Annotated in this window: 9 protein-coding genes; 1 reads left to right on the plus strand and 8 read right to left on the minus strand. The window is 26.4% G+C overall.

Features of this window, described 5'->3' with window-relative positions; translation table 11 throughout:
* Nucleotides 1-165: 165 nt before the first annotated feature.
* From ltrA to IC218_RS16860, 6 genes are all read right to left on the minus strand, one after another.
* Entirely contained in the window at nucleotides 166-2,067 is a 1,902-nt protein-coding gene (gene ltrA, locus IC218_RS16835) for a group II intron reverse transcriptase/maturase (RefSeq protein WP_095903720.1), read from the minus strand.
* 738 nt (nucleotides 2,068-2,805) lie between these two features.
* Nucleotides 2,806-5,064: a DNA polymerase III subunit alpha gene (dnaE, locus tag IC218_RS16840; protein WP_227824992.1), complete on the minus strand. Its 2,259-nt coding sequence runs from the start codon at nucleotides 5,062-5,064 to the stop codon at nucleotides 2,806-2,808.
* A 153-nt stretch (nucleotides 5,065-5,217) separates the two neighbouring features.
* Nucleotides 5,218-7,161, minus strand: a complete 1,944-nt coding sequence (locus IC218_RS16845; protein ID WP_227824993.1) for a VWA domain-containing protein — start codon at nucleotides 7,159-7,161, stop codon at nucleotides 5,218-5,220.
* 57 nt (nucleotides 7,162-7,218) lie between these two features.
* Nucleotides 7,219-8,862 (minus strand): AAA family ATPase, encoded by a 1,644-nt coding sequence (locus tag IC218_RS16850; protein ID WP_227824994.1) that lies wholly within the window; start codon nucleotides 8,860-8,862, stop codon nucleotides 7,219-7,221.
* Nucleotides 8,863-8,965: 103 nt separating this feature from the next.
* Nucleotides 8,966-10,339, minus strand: coding sequence for a CHC2 zinc finger domain-containing protein (locus tag IC218_RS16855; protein WP_227824995.1), 1,374 nt, complete (start codon nucleotides 10,337-10,339; stop codon nucleotides 8,966-8,968).
* Between the two features lie 149 nt (nucleotides 10,340-10,488).
* Nucleotides 10,489-11,010, minus strand: a complete 522-nt coding sequence (locus tag IC218_RS16860; RefSeq protein ID WP_227824996.1) for a single-stranded DNA-binding protein — start codon at nucleotides 11,008-11,010, stop codon at nucleotides 10,489-10,491.
* Between the two features lie 206 nt (nucleotides 11,011-11,216).
* On the opposite strand from IC218_RS16860, the gene IC218_RS16865 reads away from it, so the two are divergent.
* Complete coding sequence (locus tag IC218_RS16865) at nucleotides 11,217-12,287, plus strand: hypothetical protein (RefSeq protein ID WP_227824997.1); 1,071 nt, start codon at nucleotides 11,217-11,219, stop codon at nucleotides 12,285-12,287.
* 25 nt (nucleotides 12,288-12,312) lie between these two features.
* On the opposite strand, the gene IC218_RS16870 is transcribed toward IC218_RS16865, so the two are convergent.
* Together IC218_RS16870 and IC218_RS16875 are read right to left on the minus strand one after the other, a co-directional pair.
* Nucleotides 12,313-13,170: a PolC-type DNA polymerase III gene (locus tag IC218_RS16870; protein ID WP_227824998.1), complete on the minus strand. Its 858-nt coding sequence runs from the start codon at nucleotides 13,168-13,170 to the stop codon at nucleotides 12,313-12,315.
* 264 nt (nucleotides 13,171-13,434) lie between these two features.
* Nucleotides 13,435-14,409, minus strand: a complete 975-nt coding sequence (locus tag IC218_RS16875; protein WP_227824999.1) for a hypothetical protein — start codon at nucleotides 14,407-14,409, stop codon at nucleotides 13,435-13,437.
* Nucleotides 14,410-14,435 lie beyond the last annotated feature (26 nt).

Raw genomic sequence — 14,435 nt, forward strand, 5'->3', positions numbered from 1 at the left:
TCCCCCACCTCACACCGTACATGAAACTTTCACTTCATACGGCGTTCCACCTTGGACTTATCCTTTTATTTATTATTCAATAAATTTACACACTTCAAGGTTTTTGACCTATAATCTTATTTCTTTAACTTCTATATTTCATATTATTTGGCTTTGTTATATCTTTTAGAATAAAGTAATTGTTTTGATTTCTTCATTCTCGGCTAACTTTCTTAGCTTATTAATTTTCAACAGTTGTTCTGGTTTTAAATCTAACTCGGTTAAGAGTTTATTAATAGTGGTTTTCTTAGTAGCATGTATTAATCTATGCACTTTTACTGATACTATTGTTAGGTTTCTAAACTCGTCTGTTCCTCCAAGTTTCCTTGGTTTCTTATGATGACAATGTATATCATCATATTCGAGTTTATTTCCTGTCACAGAACATTTTCCTTTTTGCATAGTATAAACAGAAATTCTGTTATCCATATATTCTATGGTTTGATTTACTATACTTTGGTTCATTAGTCTGTGTAGAATATTCATATCTATTGCACTTGATAATGCTTTGTGGATTTCTTCTCTACCTTCTGGAGTGTACTTATTGATTATATTTTTAACATGCATTGCATTTTTAGTTTTAATATAACCTATTGGTACAACTGGTTTGTTTGCGATATATCTCATTTGTCGAGATTTACCATAATTCTTACCAATATATCCATTTGGTGAGTTTCCATCTCTGGAATATTCCTTTTTAATAGCGTTAAAGAATTTTAGGTTTACAGCATTTTGTATCTTACAGCAATCTAAGTTTATACAGGTTGCTATTTTATAGTAGTTATGAACTCCGATAATTTTTGAATTGTATTTACTAATTAGTACATATCTTTGTTTTTTACTACTATGTTTAATTTGATAGATAAGTTCTTTAAGTTCGTTAGTTACTCTCTTAATTGCCTTATCACACATATGAGATACTACTATGCGTTTATCACCTTTTAGGTTTGTTGTAATTTCAAATCCAAGAAATTCTGATTTTTCTTGTTTAAGGTTTGTAACCTTAGATTTTTCTGGACTGATTTCCAACTTTAATCTTGTATTTAGAAAATCTTCTGTTGCGTGATACATTTTGATTGCATCATTGTAGTTTTTGCAAAATATTTTAAAATCATCTGCATATCTTACGAAGAAGACTTCTTTAAGTTTAGTTTTCCTAATAGCTGAAAATTTATGGGCTTTGTTTACTACACCACTTGAATGTACTGCACATTTATATTCCTTTTTAGTAGGAACATTTTCCCATTGACTTGCTATCCACCAATCTAATTCATTAAGAACTATGTTTGATAGTAGGGGAGATAGTATTCCTCCTTGTGGAGTTCCTTTTTCATTACTTATTCTTGTTCCATTTGGAAGTTGAACTTTTGCTTTAAGCATTTTGGTAATGATTATTAAAAGGTTCTTATCTCTTATTCCCATAGTCCAAAGTTGTTTTTTCAACTTACTATGACTTACATTATCGAAAAATCCTTTAATGTCTATATCTACAACATAGAATAATTTCTGTTGTTGTATCATCTTCATAGTTTGGGCTATTGCATTTTCAACTGATTTGTTAGGTCTAAATCCATTACTATTTTTATGGAATTTAGCTTCACATATAGGTTCTAATACTTGTAGGATACATTGTTGTACTAATCTATCCCATATACAAGGTATTCCTAATGGTCTTTCTTTACCATTTGGTTTTGGTATCATAACTCTCCTAATTGCTTTTGGGTTGTAGTTATTCAACCTATCTTTAATGCCTTTGACTAATTCTGTATCATTTAGTGTAGCTATATCTTTAATTGTTAGTCCGTCAACACCTGCTGTATTACTGCCTGTGTTTATTTTGATATTTCTATAAGCCATTTTAATATTTTCCTCTGACGATATAATATCAATCAGATTATTAAAGTTTTTGCCTTTTAGACTATCTTGGTATAGGTCATCAGTTACTTCTTGCATATTGTAATATTCAGTCGTTCTGATTTTCCTATTTTTTAAACTCTTGTTTTTGTTCTTTTTCCTTGAAGTCAACATAGACACCATCCTCCTTTTCAGATTGGATTTAGGTTCTCTTTGTCATACTCGAAGCTATGTTTATTTTATTGAATATTTTTAGGATTTCCCACAGGCTATTGCCTATCCCTCCACGACTTGTTATCATCGCTTCTTAGGTACTGTGGCAACACTCTCACTATGATTAATTATTGTTATACTCAAAACCTTTCAGTAAGGAGTTTTCCAATAAACTTGTATCGTTGGGTGCAATCCCTCCACAATTCATAGCTTTCAACGTTCCTATATATCTATCATTATCCTATACTTAGGTGCTTCCTATAGACTTGATTACTCTCCAATGCCTGTAACATTGCAAGGTCTTTCTATTGGAAGATTCGTACTCAACCTCGGTAATCGAAGCATTAATAGCTCCCCTCTACATTTCTGTAAAGTCCCATTTCAAAGTCCGTACATTCGGAAGTTCGTCAGTTGCTATGTTTAAGCAACATTCTCACCATATATAGGCATTGACACCCATACCATTGTATACATTGCTCACCTCTGAGCCTTTTGCCTCTATTCTAAAGTGGAATAGTTAGGGTATACTTAGTCTTTACTTCACCGAGCTTCAAACCTTCTTAAAATTGCATTTAAGAACGCAAGTCGGAGATTAGCGAGAACCCTTCAAGGCGTTACCCTATCATTTGATTCTTCGATATATAAGTTCAATAATAATCTACCAATAGGCGATTATATTGAGAAACCTTATTGGGGTTTCTAACGTTTCACACCTTCCATGGGGCCAGGTCTATAAAGACTTATTCCAGCGATTAGTCTTTCAAATAAAACATCTCCAAATTCTTCTTTCTTTTTTTCAATCTGTTCTTTTGATAAGGAACTATTTGAAATAGTATTTAAAAAAGCTGGAACATCTTGAAACAGATTTTTCATAAACCCTGTCATACCTGGACCTTCAAGCTGGAAAACACCCCTTGTATCTCCTTTAAAAATATGTTCATATACTTCAATGTCATTTACAGGTATATTATTTATTTTTAGGTTTTTATTATAATTCTTATTAATATCATCAATACATTCAGATAGAATTGTCATTGTCTTTAGACCCAAAAAATCCATTTTGAGCAACCCTATAGATTCACACTCTCCCATTGTATACTGAGTAACCCATTCTTTTTCTCCAGTATCCTTATTGTTTACAATAATTTGTGGGCAGAAATTAGTGACTGATTCTCTCGCTATTATTATTCCACATGCATGAATTCCCTTACTTTTAGGAAGTCCCTCTATTTTTTTTGCCTTGTCTATAATTTCTCTAACTTCTAAATTCCCATCATAAAGTTGTTTGAGCCCAGTTGATTCTTCTAAAGCTTCATCTATTGTAATATTAGGTTTTAAAGGAATTAATTTACTAATTTCACTTCGAAAGCTTGTACTTTTACCCCAAATTCTTGCCGTATCATTTATAGCCCCTTTTGCTCCCATCCTTCCAAAAGTAATAATCTTTGAAACTCTATCTTTACCATATTTCTTTCTTACATAATTAATTACTTCATCTCTTCTTTCATCTCCAATATCCACATCTATATCAGGCATACTAATTCTATCTGGGTTTAAGAATCTTTCAAATAGCAATTCATAACGAATAGGGTCCATTTCTGTTATTTTCAATACATATGCAACAAGAGATCCAACACAACTTCCTCTACCTGGTCCTATAGGTATATTATTTTTTTTAGCAAAATTAATAAAATCCCAGACAATTAGAAAATAATCTGGATAACCCATTTCACATATTGTCTTTATTTCATATTCTAATCTTTCTTTATACTCAAATGATTCATATTTAGGACTACCATAGAACCTTTCTTTAAAGCCTTTATAACAAAGCTTTTTAAAATATTCTTCATCAGTTAAATTTTGTTCTTCTTCTCTTGGGAAGACAGGTAATATGTTGTTCCCAAAATCAAAATTCAAATTACATTTATCCATAATTTCTAATGTATTAAATAAAACTTCAGGAATATCTTTATATTTTTCTTCCATTTCAAAACAACTATGTACATGATATCCTGTCCCTGAGAATTTATATCTTTTGGGATCATCCATAGTTGTTTTTGTTTGGTTACATAAATGGGTCTCATGAATCAAAAATTCTTCCTTTTTTAAGTAATGAGCATCATCAGTAGCTACTACTTTTATATCAAGCTTCTTAGCCAATGATATTAAATGTTTATTTATTTTCCCTTCATTTTTAATATCATGTCTTTGAATCTCAATATAAAAATCATTTTTAAAGATTTCTTTTAATTTCAGTGCGACTTCTTCTGCTAATTTATTGTTTCCATCAGCTATTGCTCTTGGTATTTCTCCAGCTATACATCCCGATAAAACTATAACACCTTTATTGTATTCTTCTAACCAACTATATTTAACTTGTGGTCTTTTATAAAAGTTATTATAGGCCATAGAGCATAATTTAGATATATTTTTATAGCCAACCTCATCTTTAGCTAAAAGAACTAAATGATTTTTATTCATACTCCCATCTATACTCTCAGAATAGGCCTCAAATCCAATTATAGGTTTTTTATTTTGAGATACCATCTGTTTGTAAAAATTAATTGAGCCATACATTACTCCATGGTCTGTAATTGAACATGAATATTCTGCTTCTTGTACTAAATCTTCTATTCTTACTATTGAATCAAGAAGAGAATACTCTGTGTGTCCATGTAACCTAATACAAGTTATAACCTTTAATTTTTCATCAACAAACTCTCCTATAAAATTGTTCCTATAATCAAATATATTATTTTTTATGAAATTACCCTTAAAAAACTTTTCTTTTTTTAAAACAAATAAAACCTCTTTACTATTTAGTAAAGATACCTCTATCTTTCCATCATTCTCAATCAAATTTAAATAATTTGAAGTACTATTATCTTTTTTCTGTTTTTCCTCTTTTAATTTAATTTTAATTTTTTCACATTGTTTTTTGCTAAGACTAACATACATAAAAGTTCCTCCCTTTTTAAATTTATTTAATAATTTTTTTATAAAAAAATTATCTATTAATATACTTTTTAAATTTTTATATTATAGTACTTTTTTATAAAATCCATAAAAAAAATTATTAGATTAGCTCTAATAATTTTTTATTAATTAATATTATTTTAATAATTCTCTTTTAGCTATTCGTAATAGTTCAGTTGGAATCTGATAAGGTTCACATGAAACTATACTTTTCTCATACATATACAAGAATTTGTTAGCTAAAGATTCTCTTTCATTCTTATTACCAAACATTATATTAAAAATTAATATACCATCTCTTCTTCCATCTCTTATAGCACATTTAACATCATCTAAGGCTAATTTACCTCCATATAAGCGATTAACATATGGTAGACCATCAGATAAAATAATTAAAATCTTTTTGTCCTCATTTCGTTCTTTTAATTCTTCTAATGCTACTCTTATTGAATATCCATCCAAATTACATCCTTCTGCTTTATTATTTTTTAAGAAAGCTAAACTCTTATTCCCTTTTTTCTCATTAAAATTTTTAATTATATGATGATTTATGTTATTAGTCACATTAAATTGTGCTATTTTTAGTGCTACTAACTCACTTAAAGCTTCTTCCAATATAGCTGTAGCTTTATACGCTTCTTTAAATTTTTCACCTGTCATAGAACCACTTCCATCAACCAAAACATAAAATACATGATTTTTTTTATTATCATAATATCTTTTTTTAAATATGTCATATTGTTTATTTTGCATTTTCCAAATAGCATTAGTATCTAATAATCCTCTTTTTTTATTTTTAGGATTTATCTTTACTTGATCTATAATTATTTTACTTAACTCTTTTTTTAATTTCTTTGACTCAGTTAAAATATCTCCTTTAGCACTTACTTTCTCATAATTGTAATTTATCATATTAAGATTATCCATAAATTGGAAATTATTATCTTTAAATAACTTATTATAATATTTTTCTATATCTTTCATTTTTTCTTGGCTCAATGAGTCTTTTGCATCCAGTTCATCCTTTTTATCTTTTTCTTTTTTTAATATATCTTCTTTTTCTGCCTGGATTATTGCTGAATTAGATTCTTTATATAAAAAATCTTTAGACTCTGATATTATTTTATCTACAAGTTCTTTTAAGTCAAAATCATTAGCTCTATTCTCATCATTAGTGCTACTTTCCAACTTATTAGTACTTTCACCAAGTTCTTGTTTTTTATCATCCGATTTAAATGCTCCATGTATATTATTCTCTGTACTTTCTTTTTCACATTCCTCATATTTCTTCATACTTCCATCTATATTTTTACCTATTTTTGAAAAACCACTATTTAGGTTGATTAAATTATCATGTTCAGGAAGCTTTTCTATTTCTGATACCAACCAATCTTCTATAGAATAGACTAATTCCCATGCATATTTTAAACAATCACTAAAGTTATTGCAATTTACAGCTTTAGGGCAATAGAGCTTTATATTATTTATTATATTTTCATTTGTATAATGTTTAATATAATCTTCTGGTAAAATACCCATTGTTGAAATTGTTGTAATACAAAATAAAGTGTCAAATAATTCATTGTTATTATCTTTTATTGGTTGTTCTCTCCACCAGAAACCTCTCATTAAAATTAAATTTTTAATTATGCCTGGGTAATTTAAAGATAATAATCTTTCTATTCTTCCATCTTCAATTGAGTTTATTATAAATGCTCCAACTTCTTCAGTTTTATTTTTACTCAGTTTATATTTATTTTTAAAATACAAACTAAATTCTTCTATAAAACCTCCATACTCTTCTTTTGGTGTATAGTTTTTATGGGAAACTTCATGCCCAATTAAAGCTTTACAAATAGAAAACAAAACTTCCTTTGTTTCCCCTTCCATATATTCTGGGATACCTATAAAAACATCTTCAAAATCCGTATAAGTACTTCCACCTAATTTTAAAAACAAACTAAATTGTTCCATTTTTTCATCTATCAAAGTAGCTAAAAATTTTAATTTTTTATTAATCCCATATGAATCACAAAATTTAATAATATCCTTTCTTCCCATTACCTCTAAACTATTCATATAACATTCCTCCCCTTTTATCTTTATAAAACAAAAACCACTTAAGTGGTTTTTGTTTTAAGCACATATCTGTTCTATTACTTCTTTAACATTTTCTCTATATTCGGTATCTCTTACTTTGTTTGCAACTCCAACAATTAAAGCTTCTTTTATGCTTTCTAAATCTTCACTCATCTTCACTGCATGTATAAAACCTCTAATACTCATACAACTTTCGTCTAAATCAGCATTTGTACCCTTTATCAGAGATGTCAACTTTGTGTAAACTTCATCAGCGATTAATAAATCTGATTTTTTAACACAAGGACAAGAATCTTTTAAAATAGAGTATATGCTATTATTAGGTTCAAATAATATATCTACAAATCTGTCAGATAAGGCTTCATTTAAATCAGAAGTCCCTTCATATCCGATATTCATAGTGCCTATTACAATAAAATTTTCTTCAGCTTTAATTTGTTTATAGCCTGGTACTTCAATCGCTTGTCTATGGTCGGTAATAGAATGTAGTAGAGCTGTCACTCCTGGATCAGCAAAATTTATTTCATCTACATTTATAATTCCACCTTGTTCCATAGCTTCAAGAAGTACTTCAGGTTCAAAGACTATAGTGCTCTTTGAGATTCCATTCTCGTCTACTGTTGTATCTACGCTCTTTGACCCTAATAAGTCAAACTTATCGGTCTCTTTACTCGTAGAAATAGAGTATAAAGGTCTTTGGAATATCCAAGCCATAGTTTCTACAAAAACATTTTTACCTGTACCTTTTTCTCCAGAACAGAGTATATGACACTTGTTTCTAATTGCAGAACAACCTATTTTTAGATTATTAGAATTGTCTTTATAATTTGGATTTTCTTTAGGAATTCTATGAGAAACATTCTTACCATATTTTTTGTAAGTATTAAATATTTTTTGAATTAAATCAGTCTTAAAATTATTATTTAATAAATAATCTTCTATCTCATCTAATATAGTTTTATTAAATCCTTTTTTAATTAATTTTTCTTTTATCTTCCCATTTTCTTCTTTTAAAGCATTATTAATTATACTTTTATATTCTTCTAAATTAAAATCAATAGCTACATAAAAATCTGTTTTTTCAGTTTTATATATTTCAGCTAATCCTATGTCAATATTTGATTCTAAAATAGCTTTTAATGCTTTAATATCATTAACAGAAGAACATTTAGGAAAGCTTTTTTCCTCTACAATACCAGCTTTTTCATTATTTTTTAGTAATATTATCTTTTCATCTTCCAATCCAACTTTTAAAAATATTTTTTCTCCACTTCTAAATTGATTAATAACCTCCATCTTTTTCTTACATTCTTTTATGCTTCCTTTTACTTTTAGTATTAACCCTTTTATAATTTCATCTTGTTTATTGTGTTTTTCAGAATCACACTGTATTTCAACTATTAAAATTCTTTTTATCTTATTTGTTTTTATCTCTTGATGATCAACTACTATGCCATAAAATTCGTCTTTTACCTTATTTACTATATCATGATTTGAAACAGTGCCTTCACCCATAGTTTTTGGTTGTGCAGATATAAAACCTATTTTATCTTCTTTAAAAAATGCAATTATTGCATCTTCATCCATTTTATTTTTTGGATCTTTTTTAAATGTAATTTTTGCTCCTATCTCTATATAATCTAAATCCTTATAACTATGTACAACTGATACCTTTTCCATAAATAGCACCCCTTTTTTAAGATTTTAATAATCTAAATCCTTTTAATCATGGTATATTATAGAAATAGGGAGAGAAAATTATAATTTTCTCTCCCTATTTTTTTTATATATTTTTATATTTTTTAAGTTGTCTCAATATTATTTGTTCATACAATTCTTTTTTTGTTTCCTTTGGATATTTTTTTTCATCTGATCCAAATAATGATATTAACATTTCTATATACTTATTATAATAAGTATTCATTTCACCAAATGAGATTTTATCAACCATATCTTTTTTTCCATTATCAATTAAATCATCAATTCCTTTGCCAAAATCACTATCCCAAAGAACGTAAAATATTTTTTTATTTTCTATTTCTCGCAAAGCTTCTCCTAACTTCAGGGCTTGTTTGTAAACAGCAAGATTATATCCCATGTCTGCATCAAAAGCGATATAAATATAAGGTAAATTTACCTCACTATATATTTTTTGAATATTCTTAATTACTTCTACAATATTACCCCAAGCACAAACGCCCTGAATTGATATTGCTATACTATTATACTCTTTTGCTATTTTCTTAGCCTTAAAATGGCCCTCAGTAATAAAAATAGTTTTTACCTTTAATTCTTTTGGATAAATAACATCTATAGACACACCAGCAGATGTTCCAAATTTATATCCTTCTTTCTCTTGAGCAAAAGCAGAGGAAAACCAAATATATCTACTCTCATGGTTATTTACCATATTTTTTCTTATCTGTATTCCAACAATTTGTTTAAATTCATTCCTAATTGGAATTGCAATACCTCCTCCTTTTATAGTAGTAAAGTCATATCGATTATTTTTCTCGTTATAAAAAAAACCTGGTATATTATTTAATGTACTTAATTTAATGTTATTCTTTTCTAAGTCAGCTAAGAAAGGTTTTAATATATATCTATTCGGGAAAGAAAAATAACCTGTATCTTCGATTTCTTTATCTGTCAGCCCTCTTTTATTTTTAAGATGTTTTACATCTTCTTCATTTAATCTATTTTTACCTAAATAATCAAAACCTTTTATAAACAAAGAATAGATTTTATTTAATATTTCATTATCAGCTTTTTTGCTTTGATGTTCAATAAGATTTTGTTTTATGTAAGTTTTTTCAATTTTTAAATTCTCTGATTCTGAAAGTTTTTTTGATAATATTTGCTTATATTTTTCTTCTGAGATTAACCTCTTTTCAAGTGCTATTTTAAATGCACTCTCAACATAAGTTATATTTTCAAATAAGGAAACAAATTTGATAATATCTCCTCCAACACCACAACTGAAACATTTAAATATTTTCTTATTTTTAGAAACAGAAAAAGATCCTATTCTCTTATCATGATGGAAAGGACATAAACCTTTTCCATTTTTTAGGTCCATTCTTGATTCAATTTCATCTATACCAACAACTTCTCTAACTAATTCAATAGTCTCTTTTATAAAATCTTTCCTTTTCATAAACTATTTTCCCTTTCAGATTTTTATATCGAATATTTTTACACATTTATACTATTTAGTATATATTTTGTTTTATTTTTTAGCAATATATATTGACTATAAAAAACAAAAACAAACAATTTAAATTGTTTGTTTTTGTTTAGCTAATCTTAGAATGGTATATCATCATCGTCTATTGCTTCGAAATCTGCTTCTATCACATCATTTTTCATATTATTAAAGTTCTCTGAAGCATTATTTCCTTCTGTATTTTTATTTTTAGCCACACAATTAAAATTTGATATTGTGATGACTAATTTTTTGAATAATGTACCATCCTTTTTCTGATATTCTTCTACTTTTACTTTTCCCATAACTCCTAATAACATATTTTCATTTATGTTAAATTTTTGTAATCTTTCTGCAACTTGACCCCAAGCTGTAACTTTAATATAGTGTTGTTCTTTATCAAAATCTTCACCTAAATAAAATTTAGCAACTGATTGAGGTAGTTTTGCACTTAATTCCATATTTGCAACAAGTTTTTCTCCATTCTTTGTTGATACTTTTCGAAATTCTACAAAGTTCTCTTTATCTTTATATTTACAAGTCCACCCTTCTATGTATGCTACTAAAGCTTCTCCTACTTTTTCAAATCCATAGAAATTAAAATTATATTTTTTTTCGTTCATATTAATACCCTCTTTCTTATATTTTTTTTAAAAACCATTTTTTAATATTATTTTTCATTATAGATTCTAAAAAAATATATATTCCTAAAACATATAGATATTTATTCATTTTTTTATTATATAATTTTGAACTAAGTTCTATAATGTATTAAATTATATAAGGTCTTTAAGCAATAATTCCTATTTAAAACTTTTGGAGGTGTTTAATGGATAATTTCAAATATTTATTTGAAAAAAATAAGCAAAAAATATTATTGGCAATTAGTCTCCTATTCTTATTTATAATATGTATTACAGTTTTTTTATTTATCAAGAAAAATAATTTTAATGAGAATATGACAGATGTCCAATATGGAGATGTGGGGATAAAAAAAGCTGAATATATTCTAACAGGTACTTGTAATGGGAAAATTGATTTGATTAAAACTTCAAACCAGAAAGTAGTTGATAGTCTACAATTAAGCAGTTTAGGTAATACAATGTATTCAAGAGATACAAATTTGAAAAAATTAATGGTTTATAACAACAGTAACTTCTATAGCATTGAAGAGAAAAAAGGTAAAATTATTAAAAATAATGTTTATAAGCTAAAAAATAATATTGAAATTTTAAACTTTAACTTTTCTGATAATTATATAGTTTTTAATTCTAATGGGACTTATAAAACTATCTCTTTAAAAGAAAATAAAGAAAATTATATTAATGAAAGAGAATTTGATAATTATTTAGTTTCTAAAGATAATCTGATATACTCTAAAGATAATTTAATAACTTCTTTAAATTTAAAAACAAATAAAGTTAATAAAACTATAAACCTTGGAGAGAAGACTAAATTTATATCCCTTACTAAAAATGGTCTTACTATTTTTAACAATTTCGGATATGATAATAATAGATCAATTATATTGGAAGTAAATCCAAATACATTATATATAAACAGTGTCTATAAACTTAATAACAATAAGGTATTACCAGTAACACAATATAGTGGAGATTTAGAAGTTTATTTTATGGATAAAGTAGAAAAAGATTCTGCTTTAATAGAATCTCATTATGCCGTTAAAGTAGGTAACTCAACCACTAAAACTAAAACAACTTTAAATGATACAAATAAAGACTCAGATAAGACACCAAATACATATAATACAGTTAGTGCTAAAGGATATCTTTATTCCAATGAAGATTTAAAGGAATTAAAAATATTTGAATTGAGAAGTAACACTTTAATAGCTACAATAAATACAGACAAAATCTTTTTTATGCCTATACTAAAATAAAAAGACTGCTTTTTAAGCAGTCTTTTTATTTTAAGTTGTTTCGATATTTACATAAATCATCTATATTTTCTAAATCTAAGAATTTTAATACTTCTTTATTTATAAGATTAACATCTATTTGTAAATCAAATTTTTTAATATGCCAAGTTTTAGTTAATATATTAAAATAAGCTTCTCCTCTATTAACACCACTTGAGAAATTAACATATAAGCGTTTCATTTTGTTTTTCTCCCAATACTTAACTCTTTTAATAACTATACTTTTACAATTTTCTATACTTTCATCATAATTAATTTCATCAAAAAATTTTACTTGAAGATTATCATTTAACTTATCTGCATTTAAAGCTTTTAATTTCAAAAAACACTTCGCAGTTGCAATAGCATCATCTATAGCTCTATGGTTTTTTTCTAATGTTACCTCTAAATAAGAGCATAAATCTATCAAAGTATGCTTTTTTTTATCTGGAAAAGTAAACTTAGATAAACTTACTGTATCCATAACTTTATGGTTTGACTTAATTCCAATAGTCGCTAAAGCAGGTTTTAAAAACCTATCCCAATCAAAAGATGCATTATGTGCAACAATTACACTATCACTAATAAACTCATTAAATCTCTGTAATACATTCCCAATATAAGGAGCATCCTTAACCATCTCATTAGTTATTTTTGTTAGTTCTGTTATTTTCTTCGGTATCTTTAACTCAGGATTTACTAAAGTAGAAAAGTTGTCTACAATTTCCCCATCTTTTATTTTAACAGCTCCTATTTCAAGGATTCTACCACCTTTTTGTATAGAAAATGCAGTAGTTTCTATATCTACCACAACAAATTCATTGTAATTAAGCATTTCTATTTCTAATTTTCCTTTTTTACTCATAAAAAAAACCTCCTCTAATTAAACACCTTTTTTGATACTTTAAATAATTTAATACTTATATTTTTTGTATTATATAATTTTTAATATTATTTAATAATATATTTCTAAAAAATATTAAAAATATTATTTTATTTTTAAATACTATTAAATAATATATTATTTAATAGTATTTAAATGAAAAATATAAAATTCTATATTTTTTAGTACTTTTTATATAAATCTTATAAAAAAAAGATAATATTAAAATATTATCTTTTCTATTTATTAATTATTATTTATTTGCTCTGGATATTTTTTATCTATAGCTTCTTTTATATCTTTTGTATATATTTCATTTATTATATTTTCAATTTGAGTTTTTGTATTGCTATCAAATTTTCTATTATTCTTCTCTAATACATTTACAACTTTACTAAGCTTTTTAGACATATCAGTATTTTTATTTGATTCAATTATATCTTTATATTGCTTAAGTATATTACTGTTAACATACTCTGTTTCTATAAAATAGTTGTGACTTACTCCAAATAATATATTGTAATAATATTCAAGAGAGCTGGTCCACTTATCTGCAAATTCATAACTTTGTTTCTTATCTATATTCATTCCAGCTTCTATCTTCTTGATTCTTTTTACAACTTCATCCATATTAACTGTTTTTTTATTATCATCTATAACTTGAATCTTAGAGTTTATCTCATAACTATTAAATTCTAAGTATCTTTTTAGAGACTCTGATATGTACTTACCATATTTCTCATTTACTTTTTCTAAATTAACAGTAATAGTATAGTTTGAATTCTCGTTTTCAGCCTCAAGGGAGAAACCTTTAGATTTAACTTCTTGTAAAAATCCTTTAACTGTAGCATACTCTTTTGGAATGGAATTAAAGGAAGCTTCATCATTTACATTAATTTTGTATTTCTCTACAACATCTTCTAATTCAAACCCTAAACAATATAATTTATTATTTAAATTATCCATAAAATTAAACATGTTGCTTATATAGATATTAATCATCTCATCTCTTTCTTTTATGTTAAATTGATCTATATTGTTTTTAATCAAATCATCAAGCCCTTCAAGCCCTTCCTTTTCTGTTGAAGAATAATTATAAATCTTATTCATTACTTTTGTTTTTTCGGAACTTGAAAGCTTTTTTGTATTAGTACACCCAGAAACAAGAACACTTATTAAACAAGCAGATGTTATTATCTTAAAAATTTTTCTTTTATTCATTCTCTTTTCTATTCCTCCTATAACCA

The organism is Clostridioides sp. ES-S-0005-03, from assembly GCF_020658455.1.
Taxonomy (GTDB): Bacteria; Bacillota; Clostridia; order Peptostreptococcales; family Peptostreptococcaceae; genus Clostridioides.

What these genes read in the sequence shown, in the direction of transcription:
- IC218_RS16860 (WP_227824996.1), bottom strand. Translation starts at nt 11,010, where the DNA reads ATGAACGAAAAAAAATATAATTTTAATTTCTATGGATTTGAAAAAGTA.
- IC218_RS16845 (WP_227824993.1), bottom strand. Translation starts at nt 7,161, where the DNA reads ATGAATAGTTTAGAGGTAATGGGAAGAAAGGATATTATTAAATTTTGT.
- IC218_RS16850 (WP_227824994.1), bottom strand. Translation starts at nt 8,862, where the DNA reads ATGGAAAAGGTATCAGTTGTACATAGTTATAAGGATTTAGATTATATA.
- IC218_RS16855 (WP_227824995.1), bottom strand. Translation starts at nt 10,339, where the DNA reads ATGAAAAGGAAAGATTTTATAAAAGAGACTATTGAATTAGTTAGAGAA.
- IC218_RS16875 (WP_227824999.1), bottom strand. Translation starts at nt 14,409, where the DNA reads ATGAATAAAAGAAAAATTTTTAAGATAATAACATCTGCTTGTTTAATA.
- dnaE (WP_227824992.1), bottom strand. Translation starts at nt 5,064, where the DNA reads ATGTATGTTAGTCTTAGCAAAAAACAATGTGAAAAAATTAAAATTAAA.
- ltrA (WP_095903720.1), bottom strand. Translation starts at nt 2,067, where the DNA reads ATGTTGACTTCAAGGAAAAAGAACAAAAACAAGAGTTTAAAAAATAGG.
- IC218_RS16870 (WP_227824998.1), bottom strand. Translation starts at nt 13,170, where the DNA reads ATGAGTAAAAAAGGAAAATTAGAAATAGAAATGCTTAATTACAATGAA.
- IC218_RS16865 (WP_227824997.1), top strand. Translation starts at nt 11,217, where the DNA reads ATGGATAATTTCAAATATTTATTTGAAAAAAATAAGCAAAAAATATTA.